We start from the raw sequence: 16,535 nt of genomic DNA, 5'->3' as shown, positions 1-16,535 counted from the left end.
ACGCCCATCTGCTTTTTAGGCAACTGGTTGTCCTCCGTACGGTTCCTGCGCGTTTTGCGCAATACACGTTCCCACGCGCTGCCCTTCCGGCTCTTTTCGCCGCCCGGCCGCCGCCCTTTTTACCGGTTATTCCAGGTCGTCCCGAAGCGCGTCGATGATGTTTTCCCGTTTGATCTTGCTTGCGGCGTACAGCATCGCGATGAAAATGACAAGGAACACGCCGAGCACACTGACCGCCATGCTCTCCCACGGGAACTGGTAAACCACGTGCGCACCCCCGGCCACCATTCCACAGTGGATCAGCCAGGACAATCCCCCTGCAAGGGGAAGCCCGAACAACAGGGTACGCAGTCCGTACAGGGCGCATTCCAAGCACATCATCTTTTGAAACCCGCGGTCGGACATCCCCACCGAGCGGAGCATGGCGAGTTCCCGCCGGCGCAACTTGATGTTGGTGGAGATCGTGTTAAACACGTTTGCAACCGCAATCAGTGAGATCATGAGAACGAACACCACGGTGAACAGATTCACGATAAACAGGAGGTTCCGGTTTTGTTCCATCATTGCATCGACGTTGTACAACGTGCAGTCCGCAGAAAGGCCTGTGCCGTCCAGCAGCGCCTGCATTTGCTCTGCCGACCGCGAGGGGGTCTCCGACTGAAACGTCAGGCCCTCGACCTTGCTGTCCACAGAGAGCCCGGCGGGGGCAAATGCCTCCTTGAGCGACCAGGGGGCAATTATCTGAAAGACATACGGCCTGTCCGCGGGGGCGCCCGTATACGGGGGCGTATCCGGCAGCGTCCTTTCCACACAGGTGATGCCGACCGTCCGCCCCCGTTCCGGCACGGACTGCCCATTCACTTTTGGAAAAACCGACACCTCCAGTGAAGCGCTCGCAAACAGGTCTGGAAGCTGGCGGACTTCTTCCGCCTGGCCGGTGGCGTCCTCCATCTTGGCGACCGCCAGCAACCGGGCGTGCTCTCCGGTGTACTCCCCGACGGGCAACCCCAGCTCCTGGAGGATTTGCAGATACGCCTGGTCATCGAGGAACTGGATGTCTACCGGCAGGGCGACTGTACCGTTGGACTGCGGTTCGCCGGCCGCTTGCCGGAATTCCCCGGCGAGATCATCCGCCTGTACGGCGCATGAATATTCCAGAACCGCCTGGTAGGAGGCTTTTGTGACGCCCTCCGTGGTTTTCAACTGGTCAAATAGCGCGTAAAACGCCTGTTCATCCAGCGCCTGTACGCTCAAACCAATGTCATAGTCGGTGACGACTTTTGCCTCTTCCGCAACCTGCTTCAGATTCTCCCCAAACGCGCTGGACGACACAAACAGCACAACGCTCAAGGTGAGCGACAGCAAAATACTGCGGTACCGCCGTTTATTTCTCTGAAAGGTCTTGACCGCAAGGGTCCCCTCCACGCCGAAGAGACGTTCTGTCAGGGCTGCCGTCCGGATAGCCTTGGCCTCCACCTGAAGCGCGTCGGTCTGGCGGATACAGTCCAACACGGGGGTTCTGGCCGCCTTTCTCGCCGGGAGATAGGCCGAAACCAAAAGGGTGGCCAAGCTGACCGCCGCCGCAACGGCCAAAGCGGGCGCAGACAGTACCAGGGTCAAGGGCACGTTGCCGTATAGGACGTTTGCAAAATTTACCGCCACGAGCGAGAGCACAAGCTGGATGCTGGGAATGCCCACCAAGATGCCGAGGGGAATCCCCATCGCGCCGATGCAGAGCGCCTCGAACAGCACAGCATTCCGCAGTTGCTTTTCCGTAGCGCCCACCGACATGAGGATGCCGAGCTGGTGTGTGCGTTCGTTCAGCGCGATATGGAATGCATTATAGATCAAAAACACGGAACCGAGCATCACCAGAGCGATCAAAATGCCGCCGGCCGAATAGAGCAGCGAGCGGAACAGCGTATCGTCCGAAAGCCCCAGAAAGCGCAACACTTCGTCGTTTTTGATCGATGCGCGGCCCGCGGCAACGTCCTTCACATAGGCGTGGATTTGTTCCGGTTTTTCCAACGTGACGAAGGCGCAAAGGCGCCCCGATGGATTTTCTGCATCCGCTGTGGTAATCAGGGTATACCCTGGGGCGGAGTGCTCCTCAAAGGAGGGGCGCTGATAAATGCCGACAACGGTATAGGTTTTTTCCGTTGTCTGGGACAGGGTTTCTTCCCCAGAGCGGTAGGGGTCGTGTTGGCAGAGGGATTCCGCCCCCGCCCGCCGGGTTCCCACCGCAAGGGAAAGCGTGTCGCCCAACGCTATCCGGACGCCGCCGTTGGCGGCGGCATGGGCCGGGACCAGGACTTCCGTGCCGTTTTCCGGGAGCCTGCCGGAGAGCAATTGGAGGGGCAGGGCGCTGTAGGCCTCGTCGCGGAACCCGGCGATAAACCAATATGGCTTGTCGGGGTTTTTGCCTCCGTCGAGCATGGCATAGCCGATGTTCTCAAAGGAAACAACCTTTGCCACCCGGGGGTCTTTGGCCTGCTCCTGTGCGAAGGGGGAATCCACGTCCACAAACGCAACCTGCCAATCCCCGTACTTTGCGATGGCGCCGTTGACCATATAGGTTTGCAGGGAGACGACAAAAGTGGCGACCGCTGTAATCAATGCGGCCGACAGCGCAACCCCCACCACGGTCACAAAGGTGCGGGTCCGGTTCCGCCGCAACCCCTGTAGGGCGACTTTGTGAAAGACATTCATCCCAGCGGCACCTGCCTCTCGTCCCGCACCACGGTTCCGTCTGCGATGGTGACGATGCGGTTTGCCTGCAGGGCGATGGTTTCATCGTGGGTGACGATCACCAGGGTCTGCCGGTATTTCCTGTGGCTCTCTTTCAGCAGGCGGATGATCTCCTGCCCGTTGCGGCTGTCCAGGCTGCCGGTGGGCTCGTCCGCCAACACGACCGCCGGTGCGTTCATCAGGGCGCGTCCAATGGCGACGCGCTGCTGCTGTCCGCCTGAAAGCTGGTTGGGCAGGTGGTTTCTCCGGTCCTGCAGGCCCAGCAGTTCCAGGAGCTCTTCCAGGCGTTCCCGGTTGACCCTCCGCCGGTCCATCCGGATGGGCAGGGTGATATTTTCCACCACGTCCAACGTGGGGATGAGGTTGTGGAACTGATAGATCAGCCCCACCTGACGCCTGCGGAAAACAGCCAGCTTTTCGCTGCTTTGGGCATAAACATCCTGCCCGTTGAGGAGCACTCTGCCGCTCGTTGGGATGTCTACGCCGGCGATGGCGTGGAGCAAGGTGGATTTGCCCGAGCCGGAGGAACCGACAATGGCGATAAAATCCCCCTGTTCGACGGAAAGCGAAACATGGTCCAGCGCCGCGACCCGATTTTCTCCCCTGCCGTATACCTTGCAGAGGTCCTCGACCTTCAAAAACTCCATTCTATGAGCCTCCTTTTCATGTGGGTTACTCATATCATAGAACGTTACCCTTACAAGCGCGTGACTTTCCGGTGAGAGATCCGTCACTTTGGGAAGCGGATGGAAAACACCGCGCCTCCCTGCGGATGGTTCTTTGCGGTGATGGTCCCGCCCTGCCGGACAAGGATGGTCTTACAGAGCGCCAAGCCGATCCCATATCCGGCGGCATCCGTGTTTTTCCCGCGGTAGAACCGGTCGAACAGGCGGGGGAGTGCCTCCGGCTCGATACCCGCGCCGTTGTCGCGGAAGGTGATCTCCGTGTACAGCGGGGTATCCGTACAGGCGATTTCCAAAGACCCGTGATCGCCCGCGCTCTCCATACAGTTCTTGAGGATATTCTGCATGGCCTCGGACAGCCAGCCCTTATCGCCCCAGAGCACGGCTTCTTTGGGAACGTCCACCCGCAGGGCGATGTTGTGCAGTTCCATCGGAATCGAGAAGGGGCGAAGCGCGGTGTGTATCAGATCCTGCACATCGACCCGTTCCCGCTGGAAAACCACAATCCCCGCGTCCAGCCGGGAAAGCTTCAACAGGGAAGTAATCAGCCAATCCATTTGAAGGAACCGCTCTTCGGTTTCACGCAAAAGCGCCCTTCTCTCCGCTTCACCGGCGCTGTTTTTCAGGAGCGACAGGGTCAGGTTTGCAGAGGTCAGCGGGGTCCGCAGTTGGTGCGCGATGTCGGCCAGGGAATCCGCCAAGCGATTTTTCTCCCGTCTGAGGGCCTCGTTTTGTTCCTGAATCCGCAGGACCATTTTGGCAATCTCGCTTTGCAGGATGGAGAGCTCCCCCTCGTCCGATTCGCTGATAAACAGCTGGCCGGGCTGATGGAGCACACGGTCGATCTGTTCGGAAAGCTTTGCGATGCGCCGGTACCGGGCTCTGGTAAACCCCCAAAAAACCGCGCCAAAAGCGGCGGCGGAGACAAGGACCAGGCCGCCGGCCGCCGGGTGGAGGGCCAATCCCACCGCAGTGGCAACAGCGGCAATCCCTACAAACAGAGCGGCAAACCGCCGCAGTTCTCTATTCCGAAACATCGCCGCCTCCGAGCCGGTAGCCAGTGCCGCGGACCGTCCGGATGATCTGCGGATTGGCGGGGTCTTCCTCAATTTTTTCCCGCAGCCGCTTGATGTAGACCGTCAGGGTATTGTTATTGACAAATTCGCCCGCTGCATCCCACAGCTCGTCGATCAGCTGGTCCCGCGTAAGGATGCGATGGGGGTTGTTGAGGAACACCAGCAGCAGCCGGTACTCCAGCGCAGAGAGGAATACCTCTTTTCCATCCTTTTTTACAATGCCGCTGGCGGTATCGGCCCAAAGCCCATAAAGTTGAAACGCCGATGGGGCGCGGCCGGATTTCCGCAGGGCGTTTCCAATCCGCGCAATCAATTCGCGCGGACGGAAGGGCTTTGTGATGTAATCGTCCGCCCCCATGTTTAGCCCGGTGACAACGCTGGCTTCGTCGCCGGAGGCGGTCAGGAAGATGACCGGAATATCCTGCGCCTGTTTGATTTCTGTACAGACGGCAAAGCCGTTTCCGTCCGGCAGGGAGATGTCCACCAACGCCAGATCGAACGGATTACCGGCCAGCAGAGAGGCTACTGCCCGCTGGGTGGGGGCATGGACGACGCCAAACCCCTCCACGTGGAGCAGGCGCATCAGGTTTTTGGCGATCTCCAAATCGTCCTCCACCAAGAATATTCGTTTCATGGATCTCCTGTCCTCCTTTGTGTACCGGAGGGTGCCCCCAAACTACGAATCGTTGGATTCATAGGAACGGGGCATCCTCTTTCTGTTTGAAAAAATATCTGCGTTTTTAAAAAACGGGGTATCCTTCCGTCAGGCCTTTCGGGACACCCTTTTCTGATTTCCTTTTGGCTTCTGCCGTTATTGCGAATTTGCAATGATACTGGCTGCTTTATGTTCTATAATCAAAGCCTGCATAAACGTATCATACTTCGTGTCGCAGAAGAAAACAAGCTGAAATTCGCACCAAACCCGCTTTTGCCGGGGAGGAAAGGCCGCCGTCCCCGGATCTGGGGCGCTTATAGCGGCCGCGGTTTTGCATCTGAAACCGGGCGCAGGGGTGAAGGCTTTTACATTCGTCCTCTGGGAAGGGCTTGTAACAGAAGATGTGTCAAGGGCGTATAGCCAGCGGCTTTCGGCCGAACGGTCCCAGTCGGGCGGGTTTTCCGGCGGGAAGGGTTGCGTTTGCGGCTTCGTCCTTTTTAACCAGAAGAATCAAACAGACAATAAAAACTTTGTCAAGATCAAACAGCTAAAGCGGACAAAACACGGAAACAGTTGCAACATCCTTTATGAAATAGGCAAATTTTTACAGAAAAACTCTCTAAAATCCAGAAAAGTTTTGCGCTTTCGCTTCAAAAATTGATAAGATTTCTCTTGATTTTTTCCTATAAACCTAGTATGATATAGATCGGTTAGCGATAGCTAACCTAAGCGAATATTCTGTCTAACGATATAAGGAGGTTGCACATGACCAATTTTAAACAATGGGAAGGCTTTGAAGGCCGCATCTGGAAAGAAGAAATCAATACCCGCGATTTCATCCAGAAAAACTACAAGCCGTACGACGGCGATTCCTCCTTCCTGGCCGGTCCGACCGAGGCGACCAACAAGCTGTGGGGCGCATTGCAGGCCCTGCAAAAAGAGGAGCGCGCCAAGAACGGCGTATTGGACATGGAGACCCATGTCGTCTCCACCTTGACCGCATACGGCCCCGCCTACATCTGCGAGGATGGCAAGGAGCTGGAGCAGATCGTCGGCTTGCAGACAGACAAGCCCCTCAAACGCGCCTTCATGCCCTTTGGCGGCATCAAGATGGCGGAGGAGGCCTGCCAGACCTATGGCTATGAGCCCGATCCGGAACTGCACAAGATCTTCACCGAATATTCCCGCACGCACAACCAGGCGGTGTTCGACGCTTACACCCCGGAGATGAAGCGCGCACGCCACAATAAGATTATCACCGGCCTGCCGGACACCTATGGCCGCGGCCGCATTGTGGGCGATTACCGCCGCGTGGCGCTGTATGGCGTGGACTTTCTGATTCAGGAAAAGAAGAACGACTTTAACAACTGTGGCGACGGCACGATGAGCGATGACGTGATCCGCCTGCGCGAAGAAATCGCCATGCAGATTCAGGCCCTGCGCGATATGAAGAAGATGGCGGAGCTCTATGGCTACGACATCTCCCAGCCGGCCGCCAACGCCAAAGAGGCCGCCCAGTGGCTGTATTTCGGCTATCTGGCTGCGGTTAAGACCCAGAACGGCGCTGCAATGAGCGTGGGCCGCATCTCCACCTTCCTGGATATTTACATCCAGCGCGATATGGACCGCGGCATCCTGACAGAATCCCAGGCCCAGGAGATCATCGACCACATGACGATGAAATTCCGCATGGTCAAGTTTGCCCGTATCCCCAGCTACAACCAGCTGTTCAGCGGCGACCCGGTTTGGGCAACGCTCGAAGTCGCCGGCATCGGCATGGACGGCCGTTCCATGGTCACAAAGACCGACTACCGCTTCCTGCACACGCTGGAAAACATGGGCCCGTCCCCGGAGCCGAACTTGACGGTGCTCTATTCCTCCGCGCTGCCGGCTCCCTTCAAGAAGTATGCGGCGGAGATCTCCATCCGCACCAGCTCCATCCAGTATGAGAACGACGACGTGATGAAGCCGGTATGGGGCGACGATTACTCCATCTGCTGCTGTGTTTCCGCAACCCAGACCGGCAAGGAGATGCAGTTCTTCGGCGCACGCGCCAACCTGGCAAAGTGCCTGCTGTACGCAATCAACGGCGGCGTGGACGTCAAGTCCCGCGAGCAAGTCGGCCCCGCCTATGCGCCCATCACCAGCGAGTACCTCGATTACGACGAGGTGGTCAAAAAGTATCTGGCCATGATGGATTGGCTGGCCGGGTTGTACGTCAATGTGTTGAACCTGATCCAGTACATGCACGATAAATACTACTACGAGTCCGCCGAGATGGCCTTGATCGACACCGATGTGCGCCGCACCTTTGCCACCGGTATCGCGGGCTTCTCCCACGTCATCGATTCCTTGAGCGCGATCAAGTATGCCAAGGTCAAGACTGTGCGCGACGAGACCGGCATTGTGGTGGATTACATCACCGAGGGCGACTTCCCGAAATACGGCAACGACGACGACCGCGCCGACGAGATCGGCGTCTGGCTGCTCAAGACCTTCCTTGAGATGATTAAAAAGCACCATACGTACCGCAATTCCGAGCCGACGACCTCCATCCTGACCATCACCTCCAACGTCGTCTACGGAAAGGCGACCGGCTCCATGCCGGATGGCCGTAAGGCGGGCGCTCCTCTCGCGCCGGGCGCAAACCCGAGCTACGGCGCAGAGCAAAACGGCCTGCTGGCTTCTCTGAACTCGGTTGCCAAGCTGCCGTACCATTGGGCGCTGGACGGAATCTCCAACACCCAGACCATCAACCCCGACGCCCTGGGCCACAGCGAAGAGGAACAGTCCGACAACCTAGTGCAGGTCATGGACGGCTACTTCGACCAGGGGGCGCATCATCTGAACGTCAACGTCTTTGGCAAGGAGAAGCTCATGGACGCGATGGAGCATCCGGAGAAGGAGGAATACGCCAACTTTACGATCCGCGTCTCCGGCTATGCGGTCAAGTTTATCGACCTGACCCGCGAGCAGCAGATGGACGTCATTTCCCGTACGTGCCATGCACGCATGTGATGTCAAGGGCCGCGTTCACTCGCTGGAAACCTTTGGTTTGGTGGATGGCCCGGGGGTTCGGTTTGTGGTCTTTTTGCAGGGGTGTCACATGCGCTGTCAATATTGCCACAACCCGGAAACCTGGGACGCACGGAAGGGCGAGGAATGGGACGCGAAAGCCCTGTTTGACCGCGCCTGGCGTTACCGGCGCTACTGGGGCAAAAACGGCGGCTTGACCGTCAGCGGCGGCGAGCCTTTGGTGCAGCTCTCTTTCGTGACCGAGCTGTTCCGTCAGGCAAAGGCGCACGGCGTCCACACCACATTGGACACCTGCGGCCAGCCGTTCCGCTATGACCTGCTGTTTTTGACGCAGTTCGATTCGCTGCTGCGGTATACCGATCTGGTGATGCTCGACCTCAAAGAGATGGATGAGGAAAAGCACCGCGCTCTGACCGGGCACGGCAACCAGAATATTCGAAACATGGCGAGCTATCTGTCCGATCACAATACGCCAATGTGGATTCGCCATGTGTTGGTACCCGGTCTGACCGATGATGAGGACGGGTTGCGGCGCATGAATGAATTTATTGGAACATTGCGCACCGTCGAGCGGGTGGAAGTGTTGCCTTATCACACGCTTGGGACCTTTAAGTGGAAGGAACTCGGCATCCCTTATCCGTTGGAGGGGGTCCGCACGCCCACCGACGAGGAAGTCAAGCGGGCGGAAGAGCTTTTGCAGGTCAGCCGGTATCTGAACAGGCAGCACGGAACGGCCGGGAAAAAACGCGCCTGACCTTCATTTTTGCCAGGGACATAGAAACCTCCTAGAACAATCATAGATAGAGCCATTCAACGGCTTTAAAAAGTCCGCAGGCCGCGGTGGGGAACGAACCCCGCCGCGGCTTTTTTCTATCCTTTTTTCAGGGAATCGTCTTCGGAAAAGGCCTACAAATATGAACAAATTATGAAAAACCGGCGGCTTCCCTTGACGGGCTCAAATTTCGATCTATAATGTTCTTTGTAGAACCGTTCTATTTAGAACTATTCATCGAGAATGGAGGGGCCCATCATGAAACGGCCGACCGATTTCCTGACCAACATCCGCCGGATTATCAAGCTGCATGAGAGCATGCTCAAGGGGATCTGTGAAACATACCGGCTCTCGCTGATTGAAGCGACGATTATCAGTTTTCTGTACAACAACCCCGGCAAGGATACGGCTGCCGACATCGTGGAGCTGCGCATGCTGTCCAAGGGAAACGTCTCGCAGGCGGTGGAAAGCTTGATGCAGAAATCCTTGTTGCAGCGCAGGCAGGACACCGAGGACCGCCGGAAAATCCACCTGTCTCTGACGCAGGCCGCCCAACCGATCACAGCATCGCTGAAAGAACTCTTTCAGCAGTTCCATGAGGAACTGTTCTTTGGGCTGTCCAAGGAAGAATTGGAACTCTTTGACCGGGTCAATGAACAGATCATCGTCAACACTCAAAATGCCATCGCAAGGAGAGAGAAGCAATGAACGAAGAGAAAGATTTCCTGGGGAGGGAGCCGATCGGCAAGCTGCTGCTGAAATTGGCCCTTCCCACCGTATTGGCGCAGATCATCAATATGCTTTACAACATCGTGGACCGCATCTATATCGGCCACATCCCGGAGGTAGGGGCGGTAGCCTTGACCGGCGTTGGGGTCTGTATGCCCCTGATTATGATCGTGACTGCCTTCGCCGCGTTCGTCGGGTTTGGCGGGGCGCCAAGGGCCTCGATCTTCATGGGCAGGGGCGACCATGCATCCGCAGAAAGGACGCTTGGAAATTGTTTTTTGGTGCAGATCATCGTTTCGCTTCTTTTGACTGCCGCCCTGCTTCTTTGGAACCGGGATTTCCTGATGGCCTTTGGCGCCAGTGAAAACACCATCGAATACGGCGTCCGCTACATGAACATTTACGCCGTCGGCACCATCTTTGTGCAGATGACCCTGGGCATGAATGCTTTCATCACTGCACAGGGCTTTGCAAAGACTGGTATGTTTTCAGTCCTCATCGGCGCGGTTGCCAACATTGTTCTGGACCCCATCTTCATCTTTGGACTGAACATGGGGGTGCAGGGGGCGGCGCTCGCCACCATTCTGTCGCAGGCAATATCCTGTACCTGGGTGCTGTCGTTCCTGTTTGGGAAAAAGACGCATCTGAAGATCCGGAAGGAGAACCTGCGCTTAAAAGCCAACATCATTTTTCCGAGCCTCGCCCTCGGCCTCTCCACCTTTATCATGCAGGCGAGCGAGAGCGTGATTTCCGTCTGTTTCAATTCCTCTCTGCTGAAATATGGCGGGGACATCGCGGTCGGCGCCATGACGATCTTAACCAGTGTCATGCAGTTTGCAATGCTCCCCCTACAGGGCCTTGGACAGGGGGCGCAGCCGATCATCAGCTACAACTACGGCGCCAAAAACGCCGGGCGGGTGAAGGCGGCCTTTAAGCTGCTGTTGAAGGCCAGCCTGTGTTATTCCACCTTGCTCTGGGCGCTTGTGATGCTGTTCCCGCAGGGGTTTGCCGCCATGTTTACCTCGGACGCTGCCCTGCTGGAGTTCACAGGGACCGCCCTGCGCATTTATATGGCCTGCCTGCTGCTGTTTGGCGTACAGATTGCCTGCCAGATGACATTTACATCCCTGGGAAATGCAAAAGCCTCTATTTTGGTCGCGGTGATGCGCAAATTCATTCTGTTGATCCCTCTAATCTATCTTCTGCCGCTGCTGTTCTCGTCCAATCAAACCACAGCGGTGTATATGGCGGAACCGGTTGCAGATTTCTTTGCCGTCAGTTTTACAGCGGTTCTTTTTACCTTCCAATTCAAAAAAGCTCTGCGGCAAATTGCAGAACCCGTCCAAGAATGCTCGCCTTTGGAAAATTGCCAAAAGGAAGGATGATGTTCCGACACGATTGAACGAGCCAAAATGGACGGCCTTTCTATCTTAAACTTTTCATGTCTCCGTTTCGTAAAAAGAGAACACCTTGAAAAAACGTTTCAATAAGGGATAAAGCCGTTTCCAGAGCGGGACGTTCTGGTTCGTGCTTCCGGCAGAAATGCCCTTTTGTATCCATACAATGCTTTTTTCCTTAGAAAGAGGAGAAAGTGCCTTCCAGCTTTCCTATACCGCCATGTTTGTAGAAACATAAAGGGAGATTTGGGGGTTGGAATTCTGTGCGCCATCTCCTCTAAAGCATCGAGTTCAGGAAATCGCCCTCCGTTTCGAGGGCGATTTTTCTATGTGTTGCCGGGGCACCACTTCTGCCGTATCTGGCCCGAACGTCCTTGCCTTGTGAATCAAGAGGCGCTCTATTTGCTCCTAAAAGAAAAAAGTGAAAGAAAGACCGGGATGGCAGAAGGGAAGGGTAACCCAACAGAGGTTATCGACAAAACTTAATCACCGAATTGCGACAGATGGAAGCAGAAAATGATCGAATGGAAAGACTGGACGTAAAGCATCGGGGGAGATGATCGCCCATCAGCATGACAATGGCAGCGCAACATTGACCGTCAGCGGCGATATACCCGATGGGTGGGATTGGGACATGCTGGTACAGGCAGGGGGTGATCTCAACATCACTCGATTGCAACCCATGAAAACAGGGATTGGGGTCATCCTGACGGATGATATGCTGGCTAAGGCTGGAACCTATATCATGTAGTTGCGCGGCACGTTCCAAAAGGATGGAACAACGGTTAATCACACAAACATGGTCGAACTCTGGAAGAAGAGGCCGCTTATCGGTTGGCGCTGGAAAGCACCTCCACACCGGCCGTAAATCCGTTTTATCCGATAACCGGGGAAACCGAAAGGAGCGTGTCCTTATGAAGAAAGCATTCGGCGTATATGGACATATCGGGGAAGGGATACCTTCGGAGAAGTCTGCCGGATGGCCAGCTATTCTGAGGGGACCTGTGCGGAACGATTCAGCAATGTGAAGCAAGGGCGGTGATTACCGCCGCAGTCAATGGCGATCCTGACGCAGTAGCACGGGTGGTTCGGCATTATTCCGGCTACATGGCCGTGTTGTCTATGCGGACATGCTTTGATTCCTTGGGCATCTGCCGGCTCCACCTCGACTACAATCTATAACCAGCGGCTGGAAAGCAAATGGGTGGCGGTCATCTTTCAGTTCCATTTGGATTAACCACATTCCCTTTCCAACGGTAACGCTTGCCAAACATGCCGTTACGACCTTTCTTGCGTAACATCCATCAGCGGTAAATGCTGTCGGACGAAACCGTAGAAAGAAATTTTGCATCTTGAAAATTGAATATCAAGAAACTCATACCAAGATAAATAATAAGCCTTTGCGGAGTGATTATGACATTGAGCTTTCGCAGTCTATCATAGAATCTTTTGCAAGGTTTTTAGTGCCAGAGATTCGGAAGTATTATGCGGTAAAAAATACATAAGAAAGTAGATTAGTAAAGACAAGTGAAGGTTACAATGGCGGTGTTTGCAATATGCTGCCAACATCGCCATTGTACTACATATTCCCTCATGATATAATATATTAAATATCTTATCAAAAGTGGGGGGACAAGAATGGGAAATTATATGAAGGCGTATACTATTGCTTTTGAATCGAATAACGGCGATGAAGTTTCAAACAGAAGCATTATATCTTTTTTGGAAAAGATTGAAGATATTCTTGTTCGTACCCCAGTAAATGTGATTCGAAGAATCAATGGGAAAATTATGAGAGTTCATGCATATGAATGGAATCAAATGAATCGTGACTATCTGGTTGTACCGCTCGGAAAGTTGAAAGAGAAAAATAAGCCATACGGAAGTGACCCTACTACGCAAAAACTGGTTGATATACCTCAAGAAATGTTTGATGTTAATTCCTTTGCTTATCACAAAAGATATAATATTGCATTGATTTCTACAAATCAAGATGGACCATATGATAATGATATCGAGGACTATTTTAATTCGTATCTTCCTCCTGATGCAACATTTAAAATCCGCTTAACTCCTATCATGAGAAACATTTCCTTAGAAAAAATAAGAAATGCTCAAGAGGCTCGTAGCATAACTATATCTTTAAATGTTGGAAGACCTTTGAATGACTTTTTGACCAGCCAAGAGCATGAAAATGTTGGAATTCAAGAGCATTTAAAAGCTATGCTAGACTATTCCAAAGAGACTTTAGAATCAAACACTTTTACACTGACGCTTGGATTAGGTCGAAAGAAAAAAGCGAGTTTGGATATCGGGGCATTAATGGATCTTTTGCAGTCAATAAATTTGGACTCGAATTGTATTCATGAAATCACAGTTAATTACCGAAATAGTCCAGCTGAAAAAATCGATATAGCAAAGCTCAAAAATTCTAGTGCAATATTAAAAATACCTTTTCCAATTGCAGGCACACGGCTCGGTTCTGAATATATTCTTAACAATATGGACGAAATACTTAGAAACGAACGAGAAAAGTATTATAATCAGGTTCAAACGCATTTTCAATATGTAGTTGATATAGGTGAAGAATATGAAATCGAAGAAACTTGGGAGGAAAGGCCTGTGGTATAAGATAAAAGATATAGGCATACTCCTCCAAAGAAATTTTAAGATTGAACTAACTACTATTTTATGTGGTATACTTTGGATGACTATTTCAAAGAATTATCCCAATGCAGTACAATCGATAGAGTACTACTTCTCTGATAATCGCTGTTCAGGAATAGTTAGTTTTCTAGCAATTGCGATCGGAATATATGTGAGTGTGTGGTCGATTTTTGCGACCTCGGCATCAAAAATTAATGAAGAAATCTTGAAAAATAAAATCGAAGGCCAACTATTTGGAGTAATTGCATTAGGAATTTTTGAATCTCTTATAACTATTGCATTTTGTGTGTTTATTCCCAACATATTTGCTCAATATACAAACTTCTTCTTGGTTTTTACTACACTGTCATCAATATCATTTATCAAATTTCTAGTTATGCTTTTGAGAGTAACGAAGTTAAATTTGAAATTTATTGTTGCGGAAATTGACGAACAAAGCCGTAAAGATACGGAATTCTTAACTAAAATTGATGAAATATATAATCGAATGATTAATAGTAAAAAATAGAGAATGGGGAACAAGACTACTAATCTTGTTGCCCATTCTCTACTGTTGACATCACAGCCACACCCTTACGGCAAAGCCGCCTTTGAAAAAGTAGGCGTTCATATAATACCCATCTGGGAAATGCTGACAAGATAGATGCCTGCTGCAAATGTGAGTGAAAAGGCAAAACAAAAAGCTGAGCCCGGAACGCGAAGTGCGTCCAGGCTCAGCCTGATGGGAAACATCGACAAAATAGATGCCCGCTATAAACGCGAACACCGAGCCATATAAAAAGAAAAGCCCCGAACGCGACTTGCGCGTCGAGGCTCTCGACTGGTGGAGCTGAGGAGAATCGAACTCCTGTCCGAAAATCACTTGCCCTGGCTTTCTACGAGTGTAGCCGGTGTTTTTACATTCCCTCTGTAGGACGCCCAAAGGCAGGCTTCCTACTTCAGTAGCCTTTTGGTCATGACAAGGGTAAAGGCGTTCCCCTGTTCACGTTCACCGCTCATCGACGCCTTTATCCGGGCCGCGGTGCTCCCGGTAAAGACGGCAGCCTAATTAGGCTGCGTACGCAACAGTATTGTTGTCGTTTAATTTTAAAGTTTGCGGAGTTTCAAGCGTTTCCGCGCCGCTACTCGCTTACCAAGGTTCACAACCTCCGTCGAAACCATTGCAGCCCCATAATATATCACCGGTTCTTTTCCTTGAGCGCCCGGTCGATGTCTCGCTTGGCCGCGCGCGCTGCAAGATCCGCGCGCTTGTCATAGAGCTTCTTACCTCGGCAAAGGCCCACCTGCACCTTTACCAGCGATCCCTTGAAATAGATCGAAAGGGGAATGAGCGAATACCCGTCCTGCTTGACCAGTCCGAACAGCCGCATGATCTCCCGCTTGTGCATCAAGAGGCGGCGCACCCGCATCGGGTCCTTATTGAATATATTGCCCTGTTCATAGGCGCTGATGTGCATCCCGTTGACAACCAACTCTCCATGGTCGATGGAACACCACGCATCTTTCAGATTGCACTGTCCTTTGCGCAGAGATTTCACTTCGGTGCCGCACAGCTCAATGCCGGCCTCCATGCTTTCCTCCACAAAATAATCGTGAAAGGCTTTCTTATTTTGTGCGATGGTTTTTAAAGAAGCCTTCGGCATAAAAAAGCCCTCCTTCCGCTTCTTCTGTGGTCTTATAGCATAGCATATTTTGACTTGTCTGTCAAATTTAATTCCCCTGGAAAGGTTTCCCCAGCCTTTTACGCTCCAATAGAGAATCCAGGCCCCTACTGGAATACAGATTGGCCCTATTTTTTGCGTTCCGATCTCCAGGGATGCTTTCAGGGAATTTCCGCTATTTTCCGTCCTTTTATCTCTGCTTTAGAAATTTACTCCGCAGCTGCTTGAAAAAAACAGATGCACTGCGTAAAATTATGGGGAAAAGGTATCGATGACACGCCCATGGACGGGAAACCATGAGCGCAACTCAGAAATAAAGGAGAAATAGGTCATGCGGGAGATTCGAAAGAAGAGGGCCGTCGCTACGGCAAATACAGGGGAAAGGGTGTGATTGCGCAATTTGAAGGGAGAATGATTATGTATTCCATACCGGACCCCAATGCGGTCTTTCCGAACGCATATGGGACCACCTGTTTCCTCAAAAATGTCATCAAGGCGCCGAACATTTTGGTGGGGGACTACACATATTACGACGACCCTGTGGACCCAACCCGTTTTGAACAGAACAATGTCCTGTTCAATTGGCCGGAATTCGGCGATCGGCTGTTGATTGGAAAATTTTGCTCGATTGCAAGCGGTGTGCAGTTCATTATGAACACAGCCAACCATCGCATCAGCAGCGTCACGACCTATCCCTTCCACGTGTTTGGCGGGGCTTGGGCGGAACATACCCCGCCGCATTTGGAACAGCTTCCCTTTAAGGGCGACACCGTTGTGGGGAATGACGTGTGGATCGGCCGGAACAGCACCATCCTGCCCGGCGTCCAGATCGGGGACGGCGCCATCATCGCTGCACATTCCGTGGTGACAAAGGACGTCGGCCCCTACCAGGTGGTGGGAGGAAATCCCGCGCGTTTTCTCAAGAAACGGTTCGACGATGCACTCATCGCGCTACTTTTACAGGTCCGCTGGTGGGACTTTCCCCTGGAAAAGCTGGTAGAGGTCCTTCCCCTTTTATGTGACCCGGACCTGGACTTCGTGCGGGCACAGCTCCAACAGATGCTGGAACAGCGGCCTTAACCGCAAAGGCTGCCGGATACAGGCGACCGAA

The 16,535-nt window shown here is 53.0% G+C and carries 14 protein-coding genes and 1 other RNA gene; 9 read left to right on the top strand and 6 right to left on the bottom strand.

Features of this window, described 5'->3' with window-relative positions; all coding sequences use genetic code 11:
• Window positions 1-126: 126 nt before the first annotated feature.
• The 4 genes from B9Y59_RS07015 to B9Y59_RS07000 all read right to left on the bottom strand — a co-directional run bounded on the left by B9Y59_RS07015 (window position 127) and on the right by B9Y59_RS07000 (window position 5,141).
• Window positions 127-2,709, bottom strand: a complete 2,583-nt coding sequence (locus tag B9Y59_RS07015; RefSeq protein WP_085532605.1) for an ABC transporter permease — start codon at window positions 2,707-2,709, stop codon at window positions 127-129.
• On the bottom strand, window positions 2,706-3,395 hold the full coding sequence (locus tag B9Y59_RS07010; protein WP_085532603.1) for an ABC transporter ATP-binding protein: 690 nt from the start codon (window positions 3,393-3,395) through the stop codon (window positions 2,706-2,708). The genes B9Y59_RS07015 and B9Y59_RS07010 overlap by 4 nt, the downstream gene beginning before the upstream one ends.
• 83 nt (window positions 3,396-3,478) lie before the next feature.
• Complete coding sequence (locus tag B9Y59_RS07005; RefSeq protein WP_085532601.1) at window positions 3,479-4,468, bottom strand: sensor histidine kinase; 990 nt, start codon at window positions 4,466-4,468, stop codon at window positions 3,479-3,481.
• Complete coding sequence (locus B9Y59_RS07000; protein ID WP_085532599.1) at window positions 4,455-5,141, bottom strand: response regulator transcription factor; 687 nt, start codon at window positions 5,139-5,141, stop codon at window positions 4,455-4,457. Before B9Y59_RS07000 ends, B9Y59_RS07005 begins: the two co-directional genes overlap by 14 nt.
• A gap of 786 nt (window positions 5,142-5,927) precedes the next feature.
• Here B9Y59_RS07000 and pflB point away from each other — a divergent pair.
• The 8 genes from pflB (at window position 5,928) to B9Y59_RS06955 (ending at window position 14,271) form a co-directional block, all read left to right on the top strand.
• Window positions 5,928-8,180: a formate C-acetyltransferase gene (gene pflB, locus B9Y59_RS06990; protein WP_085532595.1), complete on the top strand. Its 2,253-nt coding sequence runs from the start codon at window positions 5,928-5,930 to the stop codon at window positions 8,178-8,180.
• Window positions 8,167-8,952: a pyruvate formate-lyase-activating protein gene (gene pflA, locus B9Y59_RS06985; protein ID WP_085532593.1), complete on the top strand. Its 786-nt coding sequence runs from the start codon at window positions 8,167-8,169 to the stop codon at window positions 8,950-8,952. Before pflB ends, pflA begins: the two co-directional genes overlap by 14 nt.
• A 276-nt stretch (window positions 8,953-9,228) precedes the next feature.
• Complete coding sequence (locus B9Y59_RS06980) at window positions 9,229-9,678, top strand: MarR family winged helix-turn-helix transcriptional regulator (protein WP_054322897.1); 450 nt, start codon at window positions 9,229-9,231, stop codon at window positions 9,676-9,678.
• The gene (locus B9Y59_RS06975) at window positions 9,675-11,084 is read left to right on the top strand and encodes an MATE family efflux transporter (protein ID WP_085532591.1); all 1,410 of its coding nucleotides are present in this window, start codon (window positions 9,675-9,677) and stop codon (window positions 11,082-11,084) included. Before B9Y59_RS06980 ends, B9Y59_RS06975 begins: the two co-directional genes overlap by 4 nt.
• Window positions 11,085-11,652: 568 nt before the next feature.
• Window positions 11,653-11,847 (top strand): hypothetical protein, encoded by a 195-nt coding sequence (locus B9Y59_RS06970; RefSeq protein WP_085532589.1) that lies wholly within the window; start codon window positions 11,653-11,655, stop codon window positions 11,845-11,847.
• A gap of 287 nt (window positions 11,848-12,134) precedes the next feature.
• The gene (locus tag B9Y59_RS16165) at window positions 12,135-12,278 is read left to right on the top strand and encodes a helix-turn-helix domain-containing protein (RefSeq protein ID WP_330395895.1); all 144 of its coding nucleotides are present in this window, start codon (window positions 12,135-12,137) and stop codon (window positions 12,276-12,278) included.
• A gap of 456 nt (window positions 12,279-12,734) precedes the next feature.
• Window positions 12,735-13,727, top strand: a complete 993-nt coding sequence (locus B9Y59_RS06960) for a DUF6731 family protein (RefSeq protein ID WP_085532587.1) — start codon at window positions 12,735-12,737, stop codon at window positions 13,725-13,727.
• The gene (locus B9Y59_RS06955; protein ID WP_085532585.1) at window positions 13,687-14,271 is read left to right on the top strand and encodes a hypothetical protein; all 585 of its coding nucleotides are present in this window, start codon (window positions 13,687-13,689) and stop codon (window positions 14,269-14,271) included. The genes B9Y59_RS06960 and B9Y59_RS06955 overlap by 41 nt, the downstream gene beginning before the upstream one ends.
• A 313-nt stretch (window positions 14,272-14,584) precedes the next feature.
• On the opposite strand, the gene ssrA is transcribed toward B9Y59_RS06955, so the two are convergent.
• Window positions 14,585-14,933: a transfer-messenger RNA gene (gene ssrA / locus B9Y59_RS06950) on the bottom strand.
• 8 nt (window positions 14,934-14,941) lie between these two features.
• Window positions 14,942-15,406: an SsrA-binding protein SmpB gene (gene smpB / locus B9Y59_RS06945; protein WP_054322909.1), complete on the bottom strand. Its 465-nt coding sequence runs from the start codon at window positions 15,404-15,406 to the stop codon at window positions 14,942-14,944.
• A 435-nt stretch (window positions 15,407-15,841) separates the two neighbouring features.
• Between smpB and B9Y59_RS06940 the strand changes: the two genes are divergently transcribed.
• Window positions 15,842-16,504, top strand: a complete 663-nt coding sequence (locus tag B9Y59_RS06940; protein WP_085532583.1) for a CatB-related O-acetyltransferase — start codon at window positions 15,842-15,844, stop codon at window positions 16,502-16,504.
• Window positions 16,505-16,535: the final 31 nt, after the last annotated feature.

Source organism: Anaeromassilibacillus sp. Marseille-P3371 (assembly GCF_900169665.1).
Lineage (GTDB): Bacteria > Bacillota > Clostridia > Oscillospirales > Acutalibacteraceae > Anaeromassilibacillus.
The sequence above is the reverse complement of the archived record's forward strand: the minus strand, read 5'-3'. Positions and strand labels throughout refer to the sequence as shown.